The 18,862-nt window shown below is 38.5% G+C and carries 19 protein-coding genes; 14 read left to right on the top strand and 5 right to left on the bottom strand.

Annotated elements, in window-relative coordinates:
- Positions 1-93: 93 nt before the first annotated feature.
- A complete protein-coding gene (locus ACQKN4_RS06380) occupies positions 94-624 on the top strand; it encodes a hypothetical protein (RefSeq protein WP_079559881.1) in 531 nt (176 codons plus the stop codon).
- A 15-nt stretch (positions 625-639) separates the two neighbouring features.
- A complete protein-coding gene (locus ACQKN4_RS06375; protein WP_079559882.1) occupies positions 640-2,205 on the top strand; it encodes a flotillin family protein in 1,566 nt (521 codons plus the stop codon).
- Between the two features lie 52 nt (positions 2,206-2,257).
- On the opposite strand, the gene ACQKN4_RS06370 is transcribed toward ACQKN4_RS06375, so the two are convergent.
- A complete protein-coding gene (locus ACQKN4_RS06370) occupies positions 2,258-2,809 on the bottom strand; it encodes a GNAT family N-acetyltransferase (RefSeq protein WP_427482885.1) in 552 nt (183 codons plus the stop codon).
- A gap of 17 nt (positions 2,810-2,826) precedes the next feature.
- Entirely contained in the window at positions 2,827-3,651 is an 825-nt protein-coding gene (locus tag ACQKN4_RS06365) for a methyl-accepting chemotaxis protein (RefSeq protein WP_079559884.1), read from the bottom strand.
- A gap of 286 nt (positions 3,652-3,937) precedes the next feature.
- Between ACQKN4_RS06365 and ACQKN4_RS06360 the strand changes: the two genes are divergently transcribed.
- Both ACQKN4_RS06360 and ACQKN4_RS06355 read left to right on the top strand, forming a co-directional pair.
- Positions 3,938-5,143, top strand: coding sequence for an MFS transporter (locus ACQKN4_RS06360; RefSeq protein WP_079559885.1), 1,206 nt, complete (start codon positions 3,938-3,940; stop codon positions 5,141-5,143).
- 130 nt (positions 5,144-5,273) lie between these two features.
- Positions 5,274-5,915, top strand: a complete 642-nt coding sequence (locus ACQKN4_RS06355; RefSeq protein WP_427482882.1) for a peptidylprolyl isomerase — start codon at positions 5,274-5,276, stop codon at positions 5,913-5,915.
- A gap of 67 nt (positions 5,916-5,982) precedes the next feature.
- Here the strand turns inward: ACQKN4_RS06355 and ACQKN4_RS06350 are convergent, their stop codons facing one another.
- Entirely contained in the window at positions 5,983-6,765 is a 783-nt protein-coding gene (locus ACQKN4_RS06350) for an enoyl-ACP reductase FabI (RefSeq protein WP_079559887.1), read from the bottom strand.
- A gap of 635 nt (positions 6,766-7,400) precedes the next feature.
- A complete protein-coding gene (locus ACQKN4_RS06345; RefSeq protein ID WP_053584054.1) occupies positions 7,401-7,649 on the bottom strand; it encodes a ferredoxin in 249 nt (82 codons plus the stop codon).
- 108 nt (positions 7,650-7,757) lie between these two features.
- On the opposite strand from ACQKN4_RS06345, the gene ACQKN4_RS06340 reads away from it, so the two are divergent.
- The 7 genes from ACQKN4_RS06340 (at position 7,758) to ACQKN4_RS06310 (ending at position 14,528) form a co-directional block, all read left to right on the top strand.
- Positions 7,758-8,786 carry a helix-turn-helix domain-containing protein gene (locus ACQKN4_RS06340; RefSeq protein ID WP_079559888.1) on the top strand — a complete coding sequence of 343 codons (1,029 nt, stop codon included), beginning with the start codon at positions 7,758-7,760 and terminating at the stop codon, positions 8,784-8,786.
- Positions 8,787-10,229, top strand: a complete 1,443-nt coding sequence (locus ACQKN4_RS06335; RefSeq protein WP_079559889.1) for a RecQ family ATP-dependent DNA helicase — start codon at positions 8,787-8,789, stop codon at positions 10,227-10,229.
- A gap of 290 nt (positions 10,230-10,519) precedes the next feature.
- Complete coding sequence (locus ACQKN4_RS06330) at positions 10,520-11,278, top strand: LysM peptidoglycan-binding domain-containing protein (RefSeq protein WP_079559890.1); 759 nt, start codon at positions 10,520-10,522, stop codon at positions 11,276-11,278.
- 160 nt (positions 11,279-11,438) lie between these two features.
- Complete coding sequence (locus ACQKN4_RS06325) at positions 11,439-12,194, top strand: metallophosphoesterase (protein WP_079559891.1); 756 nt, start codon at positions 11,439-11,441, stop codon at positions 12,192-12,194.
- Between the two features lie 510 nt (positions 12,195-12,704).
- A complete protein-coding gene (locus ACQKN4_RS06320) occupies positions 12,705-13,670 on the top strand; it encodes a YpdA family putative bacillithiol disulfide reductase (RefSeq protein ID WP_427482878.1) in 966 nt (321 codons plus the stop codon).
- A gap of 200 nt (positions 13,671-13,870) precedes the next feature.
- Positions 13,871-14,095: a glycerol-3-phosphate acyltransferase gene (locus ACQKN4_RS06315; protein WP_427482876.1), complete on the top strand. Its 225-nt coding sequence runs from the start codon at positions 13,871-13,873 to the stop codon at positions 14,093-14,095.
- A 220-nt stretch (positions 14,096-14,315) separates the two neighbouring features.
- A complete protein-coding gene (locus ACQKN4_RS06310) occupies positions 14,316-14,528 on the top strand; it encodes a hypothetical protein (RefSeq protein WP_427482874.1) in 213 nt (70 codons plus the stop codon).
- A 65-nt stretch (positions 14,529-14,593) separates the two neighbouring features.
- Here the strand turns inward: ACQKN4_RS06310 and ACQKN4_RS06305 are convergent, their stop codons facing one another.
- Positions 14,594-15,562: an asparaginase gene (locus ACQKN4_RS06305; protein WP_427482872.1), complete on the bottom strand. Its 969-nt coding sequence runs from the start codon at positions 15,560-15,562 to the stop codon at positions 14,594-14,596.
- Between the two features lie 338 nt (positions 15,563-15,900).
- Here ACQKN4_RS06305 and prsW point away from each other — a divergent pair, with 338 nt between their 5' ends.
- The 3 genes from prsW to ACQKN4_RS06290 all read left to right on the top strand — a co-directional run bounded on the left by prsW (position 15,901) and on the right by ACQKN4_RS06290 (position 18,793).
- The gene (prsW, locus tag ACQKN4_RS06300; RefSeq protein ID WP_079559895.1) at positions 15,901-16,575 is read left to right on the top strand and encodes a glutamic-type intramembrane protease PrsW; all 675 of its coding nucleotides are present in this window, start codon (positions 15,901-15,903) and stop codon (positions 16,573-16,575) included.
- A 97-nt stretch (positions 16,576-16,672) separates the two neighbouring features.
- Complete coding sequence (gene sleB, locus ACQKN4_RS06295) at positions 16,673-17,494, top strand: spore cortex-lytic enzyme (RefSeq protein ID WP_079559896.1); 822 nt, start codon at positions 16,673-16,675, stop codon at positions 17,492-17,494.
- A gap of 15 nt (positions 17,495-17,509) precedes the next feature.
- Positions 17,510-18,793 carry a PepSY1/2 domain-containing protein gene (locus ACQKN4_RS06290; RefSeq protein ID WP_079559897.1) on the top strand — a complete coding sequence of 428 codons (1,284 nt, stop codon included), beginning with the start codon at positions 17,510-17,512 and terminating at the stop codon, positions 18,791-18,793.
- The last annotated feature ends 69 nt before the right edge of the window (positions 18,794-18,862 follow it).

Raw genomic sequence — 18,862 nt, 5'->3', positions numbered from 1 at the left:
TATCATTCAAAATTAAGAAAATATAAAAAATTACGAAACCTTTTGTAAGTTGCATCCGTATAGTAGGTAATACAATGAAAAGGGGTGAACAACTTGACGCTATTTGGCTATTCACTCGAGCAGATCTTTTTAGTGGTATTAATTTTCGGGGGTCTTGCAACTCTTTTAATTATGTTTTTTGGTGATGCTGTCGAGGGCATTGGAGAGGGGCTACCGATTTTTAATCCGAGTGTCATTCTATCTTTCATTACGTTGATGTCAGCAACAGGGTTTATTTTAGAAAAATTAGCCTTCTTCCCTAGCGTTTGGAACATTGTTGCTGCTTGTATCATCGGAGCTATTTTAAGTGCACTATTTTATTTATTCGTTCTTGTTCCGCTACGATCGGCCGATGTTTCTTTAGCTTATACGGAAGAATCGCTTGGTGGCCAGTTAGGAAAGGTCATTGTCCCAATCCCGACAGACGGTTTTGGAGAAGTAGTTATTGAAACGACTAGCGGTATGATTTCGAAGCGAGCAACAGGTTTTGACAATGAGGCTATCGATTACGATACGACAGTACTTGTTGTAGAAGTAAAGGAAGGAACACTTTTTGTGAGATCTTATGATAAGAAATTTTTATAAAGGAGCGATATTTATATGTCAATGGAGATTTTAATTGTATTAGGGATTGTAGCCTTTGTTTTAATCGCATTAGTTGCGCTTTATGTGACAAAGTATCGTACAGCGGGTCCTGATGAAGCACTGATTGTGACAGGTAGCTATCTTGGCTCAAAAAATGTACATAAAGATGAGTCAGGAAATCGTATAAAAATTATTCGTGGTGGCGGTACATTTGTATTCCCGATTTTCCAGCAAGCACGGCCATTAAGCCTATTATCTAGTAAACTTGATGTGACTACACCTGAAGTGTATACGGAACAAGGCGTACCGGTTATGGCAGATGGAACAGCAATCATTAAAATTGGTGGTTCTATTTCTGAAATTGCTACGGCAGCAGAACAATTTTTAGGGAAGCAAAAGGATGAGCGTGAAAATGAGGCACGTGAAGTGTTAGAAGGCCATTTACGTTCAATCTTAGGTTCAATGACGGTTGAGGAAATATATAAAAACCGTGATAAATTCTCTCAGGAAGTACAGCGTGTTGCGTCTCAGGACTTGGCGAAAATGGGTCTGACGATCGTTTCGTTTACGATTAAAGATGTTCGCGATAAAAATGGCTACTTAGACTCGCTTGGTAAGCCACGTATTGCACAGGTTAAACGTGATGCGGATATTGCAACTGCAGATGCAGAAAAGGAAACACGTATTAAGCGTGCTGAAGCATCGAAAGAAGCACAAAAGGCAGAGCTTGAACGTGCGACTGAAATTGCAGAAGCGGAAAAAGAAAATCAATTAAAGGTAGCAGAATTCCGTCGTGAGCAAGATATCGCTAAAGCACGTGCTGACCAAGCATATGAACTTGAGACGGCTCGTGCAAAACAGGAAGTAACAGAACAAGAAATGCAAATTCGCATTATTGAACGTCAAAAGCAAATTGAATTAGAGGAAAAAGAGATTTTACGTCGTGAGAAGCAATATGATTCAGAAGTTAAGAAAAAGGCTGACGCTGATCGTTACGCTGTCGAACAAAATGCAGTTGCGGCTAAAATGCGTGAACTAGCACAGGCAGATGCGGAGAAATACCGTATTGAATCATTAGCACAAGCCGAAGCAGAGAAAATTCGTTTGGATGGTCTTGCAAAGGCGGATGCTGAGCGTGCAAAAGGGGAAACAGATGCGGATATTATTCGTCTTCGCGGTCTAGCAGAAGCCGAGGCAAAACGTAAAATTGCGGAAGCCTTCGAATACTATGGTCAAGCAGCTGTTCTTGATATGATTGTACGTATGATGCCAGAATATGCGAAAGAGCTTGCGAGTCCACTTGGCAATATTGATAAGATTACTGTTGTTGATACTGGCGGTGGGGAAGGAAGCGGCGGTGCCAATAAAGTAACTGCCTACGCAACTAATTTAATGTCAACATTACAGGAATCGTTGAAGGAAACTTCAGGGATTGACGTTAAAGAACTAATTGAAAGCTACGCAGGGAAGCATACATTACGTCCTGAATTAGAGCAAATAGCAGTAGGCTTAGGAAAGCAAGCGCAAACTACAGATCATGAAATGCAAGAAGAAGTTAAAGAAACAGTTGAACAAAAATAAAATTTTAGCCGCCTGATATTTGTAATATCGGGCGGCTATTTTTGAGAAGCTTTTATTTTTCTTTCATTTGTTTCCATTCACTAGCGAGCATACCGTAAGCAACATGGTCGACATAATGATCATAAAGCCATTCTGCCGCTCGAATCGTTCCCTCTTTTGTAAAGCCTAGGCGCTCAGGGATGGAACGGCTTTTTTTGTTGCCCACAGCAGCACGGATTTCGACCTTATTGAGCTGTATATCCTCAAAAGCATATTTTAATAATGCCAGTACGGTTTGCGACATAATACCATGCCCTTGAGCTCCTTCACTGAGCCAATAGCCAATAGCAGCGATTTTATTGCTATGATTTATCGTGTTGAAGCCAGCGACGCCAACAATTTCATTTCGAAAAATGATAACAAGAGAGAGGCTACTTTTAGCTTCATGTCCTTTTATGCAGCCCTCTATATATGCTGTTGTATCGGCTATTTCTTTTGTGAAATCTAACCACGGCAACCATTCACGTAAATATGCTCGTGATGCATCTGTTAAGGCAAAAACAGCATTAGCATCTTCTAATTCGATAGTACGTAAAGATAATTCTGGATTAATAATAATTTGCAATGTTATTCCCCCCTTCATTATTTTAAAGCATCATGCATAAAGCCCTTCATTTCACGACTAAGAACTGTTAACTCCTCGATAATTTCACTGAAATCTTGAACGAGTTGAGCCTGTTCGTTTGTAGCGTCATTGATTTGCCCCATATTTTGCTTTAGGTTATCAAGGTTTCTATTTATATTTCTTAGGGATGCTTCAATGTTTTCAGTCGCGCTTGATGTTTCGGAAGATAGCTTTCTAACTTCCTGCGCTACGATGTTAAAGCCAGCGCCATGCTGACCAGCACGAGCCGCCTCAATAGATGCATTTAAGCCGAGTAAATTGGTTTGGCGAGAAATGCTTTTTATTAAATCTGTAACTTCATTTGTTTTCTCTGAATCTTCAAGGGCGTGCTGTGCTTGTTTGTTAATTTCCTCACTTGTTGCTGCCAATTCCTCTGAATGTGAGGCGATCGTATGTACTTTGTCCTGTAGGCTGTTAACGATGCTATCCATTGTTCCCATATAATCCTCGAGTTTAAGTTCATTGTCGATTGGCAGTCCAAACGCTAGAGCTCCTACAACTTTCCCATTTTCACGGATTGGAAAAGAAAACGCATTGATGGCAACTCCGTATACGTCCTCTGGTATAACGACATCAGCATTTTTTCCACTAAAGGCAATGAAAACATTTTGGTCATTAGCATTTACCTTTTGACCATCTAGATAGCCTGAATCTACACGTTTGCCAGCTAAGTATTTTACAACTGTTTCACTTTCCTTCTCAACGACAGCCACGATTGCTTCTTCCTTTAATGCAAGGTGGATATAGGGTACTGAAAGGGCTAAAGCTTCAATAATCTTCATGAAAATTCCTCCAAATCTGTGCAACGAAAATAGTTTAGTCATCGGAGCCTAATTACCAATGATTGCTAGATGATTACTTTCACTGTAACACAATATTTGCCAACTCAAAATAGATAAAAACTAAATTTATATGTAGAAAATGTGACTATAGTCATGGATGGAGTGTCAAATGAAATCGTGCATACAAGAGATGGTTTTGTCTATTTTATGACAAATAATCGTGAGTTTTGAAGATTATTGTATTAGAATAATAGTAGCATTGGAAGTACGTTAAGGAGAGAGAGAAATGGATTACATTCAAAAAGGGACAAAGGCGTTTCATAAAGCAAACTGGGCTTTATTTTTAGCGGGCTTTATTACCTTTGCCAACTTATATGTGACACAGCCATTATTGCCAACATTTGCGAAGGAGTTTCATGTATCACCAGCTATTGCGAGTTTAACACTTTCTGTGACAACCTTTGCGTTATCCATCAGTATGATTATTGTTGGCTCATTATCAGAGGCATGGGGCAGGAAGTCCTTGATGACGGTTTCTATTTTTGCGGCATCTATAATTACGCTTGCCCTTGCCTTTTCTCCAAATTTTGAAACGTTATTAGTGTTACGTGTTATACAGGGTGTTGTTTTTGCAGGGTTGCCAGCAATTGCGATGGCTTATTTAGGGGAGGAAGTGGATCCATCTAGTTTAGGTATAGCAATGGGCTTATACATAAGTGGTAATTCGGTAGGTGGGCTTAGTGGTCGAGTTATTATAGGGACATTAACGGATCTTTACAATTGGCAAGTGGGGATGATTGTACTAGGTGTTATCAGTCTAATGATTAGTGTGTTATTTATCTGGATGCTTCCTAACTCCAAGCATTTTACAGCTCGACCATTACAGATAAAATCATTGGCGACATCTCTTTTACAACATGTAAAGGACCCATCCATGCTTTGTCTTTTTGGTATTGGCTTTGTATTAATGGGGAGCTTTGTGACTCTTTATAACTACATTGGATTTAAATTGATGGCGCCCCCTTATAATTTAAGTGCCACAATAGTTGGTTGGATTTTTGTTATTTACTTAGTAGGTACTTTTAGCTCTGCTTGGTTCGGTAGTCTAGCTGATCGATATGGCCGTCAAAAGATGCTGTTATTGTCTATTTCGATCATGTTTACAGGGGCGATTTTAACATCAAATGGGCTACTTAGTTTAAAAATTTTAGGGATTACAATCTTTACATTTGGCTTCTTTGCAGCACATTCGATTGCTAGTGGCTGGGTAAGTAAACGAGCCACTCATGATAAAGCACAAGCTTCTTCTCTCTATTTATTTTTCTATTATTTCGGTTCAAGTGTTGGAGGAACGGTAGGGGGTGTGTTTTGGATGTACTTCGGCTGGGGAGGCGTTATTAGTATGATTGCGGTATTTTTAGTCATTGCATGCTTACTTTCATTTTTATTAAAGGGGATCATTACTAAACAACGCATTGTAGCAGGGCGCTAGGAACCTTATTTATTTGTGGAGGGTTATTGAGCTTATTTCCTTCATTTGCATGATCTTCATAAAAAATGATTTGTCGTAAACTATCTGATAGTATAATGAGTAGACTGGATATAAAGAGGAGTTGAAAGATATGTGTGCACGTAATAAAGGATTTTCTTTTGTCTTTGCTTTGCTGGCGGTAGTTTTAGTTTTGACAGGTTGTGGAGCCACTAAAGAAAAATCGGAAGACAATGTAGATTATTCATCAAAGGTGAAGGAAAATCCAATTGTGACGATTACGATGGACAATGATGAAAAAATCGTCATCGAATTAGAGCCTTCTACAGCGCCGAATACGGTAGCAAATTTTATTTCCTTAGCTAAAAAAGGCTTTTATGATGGTCTTATTTTCCATCGAGTTGTCCCTGATTTTATGATTCAAGGTGGAGATCCTTCAGGTAATGGTACAGGAGGACCGGATTATTCGATAGAAGGTGAGTTTACATCAAATGATTTTAAAAATGATTTAAAGCATGAACGCGGTGTTATTTCAATGGCTCGTTCAAATGATCCGAATTCTGCGGGATCTCAATTTTTCATTATGGTAAAGGATACTTCGCAACTAGATGGCCAATATGCTGCTTTTGGGAAAGTAATCGAGGGGATGGAAACAGTAGATGCTATCGCTGCTGTTGAACGAGAAGGTGAAAAACCAATCAAAGACCAACAAATGAAAAAGGTCGAAGTAGATACAAAGGGCTTTGATTACCCAGCTCCAAAGGTAATAAAATAACAGATTTATAAATCCGAAACAAAAAAGCATGAGAGATCAATTTTGATCTTCCATGCTTTTTTTGTATTTAACCCATAATATTGTAGCCTGCGTCAATGTAAATCGTTTCGCCTGTTACACCGCGAGATAAGTGAGAAAGCATCACGATTGTCATATCTGCTACTTCATCTTGTTGAACATTACGTTTTAAAGGAGCTGTTTCTTCGATTTTGTGTAAAATTGTATTGAAAGAAGGAACCCCTTTTGCAGCAAGTGTGCGAATCGCTCCAGCTGAGATTGCATTAACGCGAATATTATCTTTACCAATATCTGCAGCAAGATAGCGCATAGATGCCTCTAATGCAGCTTTTGCTACACCCATAACATTGTAACCATCAAGGACACGCTCTGCTCCTAAGTAACTCATTGTTACGATAGAACCACCTTCAGTCATATAAGGATGTGCGGCCTTTGCTGCTGAAATAAGAGAATAGGCGCTAGTGTCTTGCGCAAATGCATAGCCATCACGAGTTGTATTTAAGAAACGATTGTGTAAATCTTCTGCATTAGCAAACGCTACTGAGTGGACAATCCCGTGGATTACGCCTACTTTTGTACCGATTTCTTCGAAAGCGGCTTTTGTGCCCTCGTCGCTGTTAACATCACATTGTACGATCAGTGAATCAGATTGTCCGATTTTCTCTAATTGCATTTGTAATTTTTTTAATGAACGTTCTTGACGGTATGTGAAAATAACATTTGCGCCTACATCAAATAAACGTTTTGCGATACCCCAAGCAATACTTCGATCGTTTGCCACGCCCATTACGACAATATTCTTATCTTTTAATTGTAATAAATTATCCATCATCTAATAAGAACCCCTTTATGTTTATGAAATAATATCTGTTATTAGTACCAACTACTAAAATCTTATCATACATAAAAAATGGTTGCAATAATAAGATGAAAAGAGTGACCAACTTTACGTTGAAAAGTACAAAAAAATTCATCTCTACTATGTTAGAGATGAACCTGAAGGGGGTTATTTACATTTTTGCTGCAAGATTATTTAATTGATTAATCTGGTATAAGCAAGAATCTATACGAATCTATTAATTAAATTATGGATCATCACCAAACAAAACGTGTGGTTGATTTCCGTTCCGACTGGGCGCTTTGTAGCTGCCGCTTTGCTTTCGCTACAGAAAACAATTGTTGTTGCTGCCGCTTTGCTTTCGCACAGATAAAACATTTGCTGCCGCTTCGCTATGCTACAGGGTCTCACGCCAACAGATGTTTTTTTGCGAGAAAGTGTAGTGGCAATATGGCGGCAGCGTCGATGTTGGCCGCGAAGGCGTTATCACAGGATATGATGATTTTAGCCTTCGATCCTCGATTGCTGATCCCAAAGGAGTCGCCCATTCTCCGCTCCAATCAACTAATACATGAGGAGATAAAAATAAAGGCACCCAGTTAAGGGTGCCTTTAAAGATACAATTAAAACTATTCGAATTTTAATGAGTCGCCATCGAAAGTCTCATCTGCTACTTTGATTGAGTCAGTTGGGCAGCCTTCGAAAGCATCTTGCATGTCTTCTAGTAGATCTTCTGGAACTTCAGTTGTTCCCATGTTATCATCTAAAATAACGAAGGCGATACCTTCATCATCATAATCATAAATATCTGGTGCTGCGGCTCCGCAAGCGCCACAAGCGATACATGTATCTTTATCAACAATTGTGTATTTAGCCATATTTTTTTCTCTCCTTTTACATGTTCCTATCAAAGCTTCATACTCATTTTAAAGATGTTTATCTTACATTTCAACATAAATACTATTAAATTGGAGGAATTTGCGTCTATGTTTCATCAAATTTTATTGCAAATCTTTCAAAAACTAAATAACGAACGAACTATTTCTGCTGCTTATCATGTATTAAGAGGAAAGCGCTCAGGTCAGACTATTCAAGACATTGGCCTATTTAAGTTACATAATTATTTTGGGTTATTACCTAAGTTACCTCGGAAGACATTTGATGAAGCTGTATCATTATTTTTGCAGTATAGTTGGTTAACAATACAAGAATCTGGTCACTATTCCATGACAAAGCTAGGTTTACAGCGAGCGGAGCAGACGCCTGACTTTTTATTTGACGGATGGCACTATAGGGGAAATGAGCATATATTTTTTGCAAGGTTCTCGTTAATTGTACAAAGTTTATCTTATCAAAATGCTGGGGTTCGTTCGTTTTCTCCTATTAGTAGGGATACGAATATTCAATCCTGGGTGCGAACTTTTTTAGTCGAGCATCACTATCAAGATGGACATTTACAGCAACAATTATTACAGGAATGTGAACAGGTACTGTCTGTGTTACCCTTGTTAGATGCTAATAAGCAACTCGTTCTCTATCGGTTAAGTGGTCATAGATTACCAGGGTGGACGTGGCAGCAGCTTGCTAGTCAACGACAGGAAACAGTTTTAGATTGTCAACTAGCGTTTATAGAATTGCTACATACGTTATTAAATGAAGTTCATCAGACAAATGATTGTCCCTTGCTCGGTAAAATAACTGAGGGATTAAGAGTAAAAGCATTATTAACTGATTCAGCACAGCAAACAGCACATTTATATGAGCAGGGCTATTCAATTGAACAGATTGTGCGAATAAGGAAATTAAAACAAAGTACAATTGAGGATCATTTGGTAGAATTAGCTATGAATGAACCGAACTTTTCGATTGGTCCTTTCGTCTCTTATGAAGAAGCGGAAAAAGTTTGGCAGGCATCGAAACATTATCAAACTAAAAAATTAAAAACATTGCATGAGGTAGTTGAAGGTATGAGTTATTTTCAGTTAAGGCTTGTCCTTGCGAAAGGAGAAGTATAAATGGAACTTGAACAAACGTTAGCAAAGTATTTTGGCTATACAACATTTCGTCCAGGCCAAAAAGAGGTCATAGAAGCAATTTTAGAAAAAAAAGATGTAATTGCTTTATTACCAACAGGAATGGGGAAATCACTTTGTTACCAGTTGCCAGGATATATTTTGCAGAAGCCGGTTTTAATTGTTTCTCCTTTGCTTTCTCTCATGCAGGATCAAGTAGAGGAGCTAAAACGCTTTGGTGAAAAGAGGGTAGTTGCCTTAAATTCATTTTTAACCGTAAGTGAAAAACGATATGCGTTACATTTCTTAGAGCAGTTTCGTTTTATCTTTACTTCGCCAGAGATGCTTTTACAGCAACAGGTTCAAGATAAGCTTTCACAAATGCAGCTAGGTCTTATCGTAGTGGATGAGGCACACTGTATTTCACAGTGGGGCTTTGATTTTAGACCAGATTATTTACGAATTGGACAATGGTTTTCACAAGTGAATCGGCCACCTGTTTTAGCTTTATCAGCGACTGCGACGAATAAAGTAGTCAATGATATACGAGATACATTGTCGCTGGATACGCCATTTGAGTTTTTGTACAATGTGGATCGGCCTAATATTCATCTTGGGCGTGTTGTATTTGAGGATAGGGCAGATAAAGCACATTGGATTATGCAGCATGTTAAAGAGACTGCAGGACCGGGTATATTATATATGTCCTCGCGGAAGCGTGCTGAACAATATAGTGCGGCGCTTATACAGGCAGGTATAAGAGCGGCAGCGTATCATGCAGGATATATTGCTGAGGACCGTCAGTTTATTCAGCAACAGTTTATTGACGGAGAGCTCGACTGGATTGTGGCTACGAATGCTTTTGGAATGGGTATCAATAAGTCTGATATTCGTCAGGTCATCCATGAAACGATGCCTGCTAATGTAGAAAATTACATGCAGGAAATAGGCCGTGCAGGGCGTGATGGTCAACCAGCGCTCGCTATATTACTATATAGTGATGGCGACGAGGAACTTGCGAAATTTGTTGTAACAGGCGATTTGCCAACAGCTGGTCATGTTGATCGTTATCAGGAACTGCTAAATCAACAAGTACACCCTTCTCAAATGTTGAAAAATGGAGAACTAAGTGAGACCGCTTTTCGTGTGCTTGATTTCTGGCTGCAACAAGAAACGATGGAACAAGTGAAAGTGCGTTTAAATCATTTGGCACTAGAAAAATATCATGCTGTCGATAAAATGCATAAAATGACTCAGACAAAAGACTGTATACGCACTAAGTTAGTCGGGTATTTTGGGCAAAAATTGCTGAAAAAACCGGAAAACTGTTGTGAAAATTGTGGAATCCATTATGATGAAATCAATAAGGTACGCTTGACGGAAGAGAAGAAAATAGAAATGATTCCATGGAAAAGTCGGTTAAAACAACTTTTAATTGGTTTATAGAGGCTTATCACCAAAAGTTGTGGATGATATTTGTTAAACGTATGCATATAAGTTGATCTTTGTTTCTACTGGGCGGCCGCTTGGATAAGCGCCACAGATGTGACACAGGGCAAGTCTTGCGAGAGAAGTGGCTCAGCGGATGTCCTCCGGAAAGTGTCCAGTCGGAACGGATCGACCCCAAGCTATGGTGATAAACCCTTTTTAGACTATAATTTACGGTCATTTACTTTTTTCGCAAAATTCGTCATAATAGAATGATAGAAAGCGTAGTGAGGTTGGAGGAAAGACGAATGAGTAAAGAAGATTATCGCGATAAAATCGAAGAACATCGTCAATCTTTTGAAGAAGAACAAAAAGAACAGGAAGCTTTATCTAGAGTTGCAAGAATGAATAAAAATGGAAGTAATAATAAAAAGCCAAAAAATACAAAACGAAAAACGCCATTAATGACGATTCTTTTTGTGATTTTTATCTTAATTCCATTATCAATATTAGTCTATTTCTTAAAATTCTATGAACCTGGATCAACGATTGAAGAGGCTGAAAAAAATTCTTCAGAGGAAATTGTAGAAATTGACAATTCGGGGAATAAAACTGTACCTGTGTCAACTGACAAAAACAAAGATGGCGATAAAGCAGACAAAGAAAAGGGAACGTCTAAGAAAGACACTGAAAAATTAGCAGCAGAACAGAAGGCAGCAGAGGAAGCGAAAAAAGCCGAAGCAGCCAAGAATGCAGAAGAAGCTAGAAAAGCCGAAGTAGCTAAGAATGCAGAGGAAGCTAGAAAAGCCGATGAAGCTAGAAGAGCACAAGCCGAAGCGGATAGAAAAGCTGAACAAGCACGTAAGGCTGAGGAAGCACGAAAAGCAGAAGAAGCAAAACAATCTGCAAAAGCAAGTACACATACTGTAAAAACAAATGAAAACCTATATCGTATTGCATTGAATCACTACGGTGATGGCAGTGAAGCAACACTAGCGAAAATCCGTGCAGCCAACGGTATGTCTTCTAATAATATATCAGTTGGGCAAGTGATTAAGTTACCATAAAAAAACAGATGTCATTCTTTGGCAATGATGTTTTTCGAGTATAAAATAATGGACAAACGTTAACACCAAATATGGTTAAGGCGTACGTCTTATTTAGTGAAAAGGCGATTCTTTATTTTAAATGAATCGTCTTTTTGTTTTCGTAGGGAGAAGTGGAAGAATGATTTATTTTGGACTATTTGTTTTAGTAGTCATCGCGTTCGGACTTTATATGTTGAAGGTTGCACATGAAAATAATGTTTTACATCATCAATTGCAATTAAAGGGTGAACAGGAAAAGATCCGATTATTTTTTATCTCGGATACCCATTTACGCAAAATTAACCGACAGATGATTGAGCAGTTAGATGGTCCATTTGATGCTGTTATTATTGGTGGAGATTTTGCAGATGGACGTACACCTATTCAACGTATTCATGACAACCTAAATTTATTAACGCCTTTAGGACCAACTTATTTTATATGGGGTAATAATGACAGAGAAGTAGGCGAAGAGCAATTTCGAAGTATTTTACAGGACCATGGTGTTCAGATTATTGCCAATGATGCTGTATTACTCCCTAAAAAAAACCGCTTTTGGCTTAATGCAATTGAAGACACGTCTATAATGAAAAGTAGGTTTGATGAAGCATTTGCAAAGGTTGAAGAGAAAGACTTAGTTGTTTTCATCGCACATAACCCTGGTGTTTTTGCAGAAGTCCGTGCAAAATTTAAAGCAGATTTAATGATGGGCGGGCATTTACACGGTGGTCAAATTAGACTTGGCCCATATGGGGTGCATCCTAAAGGCTCATATCGAGAGCGTGAAGGTGTGATGACGTTAGTAAGCAACGGCTACGGTACTACATTATTACCTTTCCGACTTGGTGCGAGACCGCAGTGTCATATTATTGACATTGAAGTTTCGGATAAATAAACAACCAAAAGTCGTTAGAAGGCGTATAATGGAAGCGATAAGGATTTATTCAGTAAAAGCCCGATTAATCAATTATGCCTCGGCATAATTGCGTCCGGAATCGGCTTTGTGCATAGGACTGCAGATGTTTTTTGTGCAAAAGCGCAGTGCTAACGTAGCGTCAGCAACACGAGGGCCGACACGATGTCGGTCATTTCGGTAATGCCACAGGACGTGGCGTTTTTATCGATGCAGGTCAGTTAGCCGTTATCGCATGGATGCGATGGTTTTAGGCTAACATCCCCTCAGAACTCCTTTCCGATTTCCGTGACATCCGCCGGAGGCTTTAGGCCAACAAATGTTTTCTGTGCGAAAGCGCAGTGCTAACGTAGCGACAGCAACAACATGAAGTTGGTCACTGAGTCATGTGTTGCTGTCGCTTCGCTTTCGCTACAAAAGATATTTGCTGAAAGAAGTTAAAAGTAAAGTATTAGTATATTGCTAATACAAAGTTGATAGGAGTGTCAAGAAATGCAGCAAGTAGATGCAATTATTGTTGGAGGAGGCCCATGTGGTTTAGCAGCAGCAATAGCCTTGCAAAATATTGGTTTAAAGCCAATTGTCATTGAAAAAGGAAATATCGTAAATGCGATTTATAATTACCCTACACATCAAACTTTTTTTAGTACGAGTGAACGACTAGCTATCGGCGATGTCCCTTTTATTATTGAAGGACGTAAACCAAAGCGAAACCAAGCACTTGTTTATTATCGAGAAGTTGTGCGTTTGAAGGATATCCAAGTAAATCGCTTCGAGAAAGTAGATAGCGTTGTGAAAAATGGAGAGATGTTTACAGTAACGACAGATAAAGAAGTTTATACAACAGCTTATGTTGTGATTGCAACAGGCTACTATGACCATCCAAATTATTTAAACATTCCAGGTGAGAAATTACCGAAAGTCTACCATTACTTTAAAGAGGGACATGAATTTTTTGATACTGATGTTCTTGTAATAGGCGGAAAAAATTCGGCAGTAGATGCAGCGCTTGAGTTGAATAAGGCAGGAGCTCGCGTTACTGTTGCCTATCGTGGTAGTGAGTATTCACCTAGCATCAAGCCATGGGTTTTACCAGAATTTGAAGGACTAGTACGAAATGATGAAGTCCAAATGCATTTCAATACAAATATACTGGAAATCCGTGAGCAGGAGGTCGTAGTAGAAATTGATGGCAGCAAGAAAACTATAAAAAATGATTTTGTTTTTGCGATGACAGGCTATCATCCTGATCATTCATTTATTCGAGCAATGGGTGTCTCTATTGATGATGAAACGGGTCGTCCGTTCTTTAATCCAGAAACTATGGAAACAAATGTAGAAGGATTATTCATTGCAGGAGTTATTGCAGCTGGAAATAATGCCAATGAAATTTTTATTGAAAATGGTCGTTTCCATGGCGATTGTATTGCGAAGACAATTGTAGAAAAAGAAAAATAGCAATAGGAGCTGTATAGGCAAGTAAGCTGCTTATACAGCTTTTTTTCGGAAAGAGGAGCCGAAGTGACGGATATAGATAGAGGTGGCTCATCCAACGCTCCCTATGAAAGGCCCACCAGAAACGGAAATCACCCCCACGTTATGATGATGATAAGTAATTTCTCTAATCAAATCGAAGTTGATAAAAAAGGTGTGAAGGAATGATTGAATTATATTGGTTGATAAGTTATTTTGTAGGGAACTTTATGAGGGCCTGTTTTGTTGGAAAAGTATATGGTGTTAATTTACAGGAAGAAAGAAGTAAAAACCTAGGGACTAGAAATGCAGGTAGTGTGATTGGAAAAGGTGCTTTTTGTTGCAGCATTACAAGCCTTTCCAAAAAGATATGGACAGTTAAAGCTTCCGGCGGATGTCACGGAATCTGAAATGAGTTCTTAGGGGATGTTAGCCGTTATCGCATCCATGCGATAACGGCTAACTGACCTGCATCGGTAAAAACGCCACGTCCTGTGGCATTACCGCAATGACCGACATCGTGTCGGCCCTCGTGTTGCTGACGCTACGTTAGCACTGCGCTTTCGCACAAAAAGCATCTGCAGGCCTAAGCACAAAGTCGATTCCGGACGCAATTATGCCGAGGCATAATTGATAACATTGCAGCAGCTATCATTCATGCACTATCACGTTTCAACTATGCTCATCACTTTACAGCTTCCTAAGGATTTAGCAAATCTGCAGAGAGATTTAAATTTAAATGGTTTTTATGTTCATGCGGATAGCCAATACTTACGTCGAAGAAAAATCGTACAGCTGTCAGTTATTCAGCCGGATTTTTATAGCAATCGATCGGTTACATAATATTTTAGGTTATGATAAGCAAATTATAGATGCATAAGCCAACGTGAATATCGAATACATTAGCCTTACATGAAAAATTCTTTTAAATCAATAGGCGCTCCAACTTTATTGAGCCCAATTAATAATTTTAATCGAGCCTTTTGACCATTAATGCCGGTTGCAAATATAGCTCCTAGATCTTCGAGCATTTTGCCACCACCATCATAGCCGTAGACACCTTCTGCGATACCATTAAAACAGCGGGATACGAGTATAACTGGAATACCGCGCTCTATAAGACTTTCAATACCTTTCACTACTGATGGAGGGACGTTGCCTTGTCCAAGGCCTTCTAATACAACGCCATCATATTTACATGCTAATACTACATCAAGTAAATCAGCCTCCATGCCAGCGTACACTTTCAGCATGGCTACTCGTTTTGATAATCCATCAATATCTACATATTGACGGCCGATAGGAGCATGATGAAATAAAATTCTTGATTTTGTAATAAGTCCGATCGGGCCATACTGAGGTGACTGGAAGGTATTTACTGAACTAGTGCTTGTTTTTGTAGTATTAACAGCAAGGTGGACTTCGTCATTCATGGCAACGAGAACACCTTTCTCGCGAGCTTCTTCATCTACAGCTACACGAACGGCTTCTACTAAATTATAAACACCATCTGCACCAAGTTCGTTTGAGGAGCGCATGGCACCTGTTAAAACAATAGGAATTGATAAATCAGTCGTTAACTCTAAAAAGTATGCTGTTTCTTCTAATGTATCAGTACCATGGGTGATGACAACGCCATCAATTTTCTCCTCTGCAACTTTTTCGATAATAAGATTACGTAATTTAAGCATTTCTTTTTGAGTAATATGTGGTGATGGGAGGTTAAATGCCTCCATTTCAATAATTGTTGCGAGCGCATCAAGTTTACTACTTTCCTTCATAAGAGGATTTTCCTTGTTAGGCATAACGGCACCTTCATCGCTCATCGCCATAGATATTGTTCCACCTGTATGAATTAATAAAATTGTTTTTTTCATAAAAAATAATATCTCCTTTTAAAAAGTTTTGTGTCATAACATGGTATAATAATAGCAGTTTATCTTCATGTAACAGATGTTTTTTGTCGGAAAATGTCACAATAGTTTTCCGCCTATGACATACGATATACTTTTTGTCCAATAACCGACAGAATAAATAAACATAGGCTATGAAATTTTACATCCTGCAAAAATGCTAAAGTTAACCAACATTGTGAGGCGGACGCTTCACTTTCGTATAAAAAACATTGTTGGGAAAGTCAGAAGGATGTCACGAATTTTAAAATTTTAACATCATTATGTCAAGGTGAAATTGATTTTTGAAAGGGGCCGGCATCATGATCATCTTATTATCAGCTGCCATTGCTCCCGGTTTAGCGCTTTTTAGTTACTTTTATTTGCGCAATCAGATGGCAACGGAGCCAAGAAGAACCTTACTTCAAACGTTTTTGTATGGCGCATTTTTAACGTTCCCAATCTTGTTCTTACAATATGTACTAACAGAGGAAGGGGTCTTTCGATATCTTTATCTACAAGATGTAGTTTTTTCGAGTGTAGTTGAAGAGTTTTTTAAATGGTTTATTCTGTTAATCGCAATCTACAATCATGTAGAATTCGATGATCCTTATGATGGCATACTGTATGGTGCAAGCATATCTCTTGGTTTTGCCACGATTGAAAATGTGCTTTATTTATTTTCTTTCGGTTTAGATACTGCTTTTATGCGTGCATTATTACCTGTATCGAGTCATGCTTTGTTCGGTGTTGTAATGGGCTATTATTATGGACGTGCCAAGTTTTCAAAGTTTGCAAAGACGAAAGAAATGATTGCTATGGCGCTTTGTGCACCGGTAGTATTACACATTTTATATAATACAATTTTGTCATTTAAAGGCTATTGGGTATATTTAATGATACCTTTTATGCTATTTTTGTGGTGGTTTGGGCTACGAAAAGTCAAGCTTGCTCACTATCACCTAGTACAACATTTGCATATGCATAAAAAAATATAAAGCGTAGAAATCTAAAAAAGATTTCTGCGCTTTTCTATTTTTTAAATGTATAAAAAGTGTCGTTTGTTTCAAGCTATGAAAAAAAGGAGTGATGATAGTGCGTTTAGTAAGCATAATTTTTGCTTTGATGTTGGGGATTAGTATATTCGCTATTCCGCAAAATGACGCCATTGCATTTACCGAGCAACAGATTTCTCGTGGTGCTTATGGAGATGATGTAATTGAGCTACAGGCAAGGCTACAATACTTAGGGTTTTATAAAAGTAAAATTGATGGCAAATTTGGCTATAACACATATTGGGCTTTACGAATTTTCCAAGAGAAATATGGTTTACCAGTAGATGGAATAGCCGGTGCTAAAACTAAAAAAACTTTATCAGGTTATTCAGATTACGATGAAGGATGGGTCAAAGCGCAATTAAATGCAGGAAATCAATTCACCTATTATGGTGGTACGCCACTTGAACAGCAAGTGAAAACAAACACTGGCGGCGGTGGAGGTGGCGGTAAAAGTAGTGGTAGTAGTAATAATAATGGGACTAAAACTCAACTACCTCCAAAGTATACTGACAGAGATGTACAGTTAATGGCGAATGCGGTTTATGGTGAAGCTAGGGGAGAACCTTATGAAGGTCAAGTGGCTGTAGCAGCTGTTATTTTAAATCGTTTGGAAAGTCCTGAATTCCCAAATACTATTTCAGGTATTATTTTCCAACCGCTAGCGTTTACTGCGGTGGCAGATGGACAAATTTGGCTTGAACCAAATGAACGTGCAAAAGAAGCGGTTCTTGATGCTATGAATGGATGGGATCCTTCAGAAAATGCACTTTATTATTTTAATCCGAAAACAGCTACAAGTAAGTGGATTTGGTCACGAGCTCAAATTAAACGAATTGGAGAACACATTTTCTGTTCATAAGAAAGGAGGAAAAAAATGAGAACTATGCTCGTTATACTCACTGCGGCAGTTATTGGCTTAGGGGCATATAGCATTAATATGCACGGAAAAAATGCAAGTTTACAACGTACTGTGCTAGCTCAGTACACGGATAATTTAACGGATGCATCTGAGAAATTATCGCATCTACAAAGAGCTGTTTCACAATCTCTATTGTTTCGAGATGATCAAGCGATTCACAATGAGTTAGATTCTGTTTGGCGACTAAGCTCTGACGTTCGATCTTCTATGTCGAATATTCCTATCGGGCAAGAAATGTCGAACGACTGGCTAAGTTACCTAGGGCGCCTAGGAGATGAGGCTAAGAAAACATCTAAAACAGGTGATTACCAAGCTTGGCGAGAAAAAATGCCACAAGTCTCTACAAATTTACAATCACTTTCAGATGAGTGGTCAGCTGCAACAGTAGATTTTTATAAAAATAACGGTAAAATGGATGTCTGGTTACGACAAGTAGATACGAAGAACCCTAATACAACATTTGATAATGTACAAAAGACATTAAAGGATTACGGCGAAAAAGATTTCCCGCTTACATTAAGTGAATCGGATTGGCAGAAAAAAATAGAGCTTAAAGCATTACAAGACTCAGTCATTACTGAAAAAGAAGCATTGGAAAAAGTAAAACAATTATTCCCTATCATAAAAGATGCAACATTTACTGTTACAAAAAGTAGCGATACTGCACCATATCCGTTTTATCACATCCAATTCCACCAAGGCATTCGTTTAGGATATGTCGATCTAACAGAAAAGGGTGGGCATTTAATTTCCTACTTAGTGGAACGTCCGGTAGATGAAGCTAGGGTATCGCAGGATGAAATTATGAAAAAAGCTGAAGAATATGTAAAGCGACTTGGAATGAATGACGTTGCGTTTGTGGAAACTCGTGAAAATCATCAAGCATGGCATGTGACATTTGCGCGGGTTCACCCTGGTGATAATGCATTGGTTTATGCGGATGGGGTGCAATTAAAACTTGCTAAGGATACAGGCGAGTTACTTGGTGCAAATGCGATGGAATATATTCAGGAAGAGACGATTAAGCAACAAACAGCAAAACCAATTGATTGGAAAACTTTCTTTGATGCCGACGTGAAAGTAGAAGAAGTAAGAAAAATTTATACAGATAATGGTCAATTTGAACAGCGCCTTTGTTATGAGGTAATTGCGGTACGTGATAAAAATACGCAAGAAACGTTCAGAATTGTTATTGACGCAGAAAATCACAATGTTTTGAAAGTGGAATATTTAACGTAACATAAGAAAAAACTACCAGTTTTTATATAGCCAGAATGGGCATCTCATGCGATAATAAAGTATATTTGT

The organism is Lysinibacillus sp. NPDC093692 (genome assembly GCF_050280125.1).
Classification (GTDB): domain Bacteria; phylum Bacillota; class Bacilli; order Bacillales_A; family Planococcaceae; genus Lysinibacillus.
Note: the sequence above shows the minus strand (reverse complement) of the source record. Positions and strands in the feature narration are given on the sequence as shown.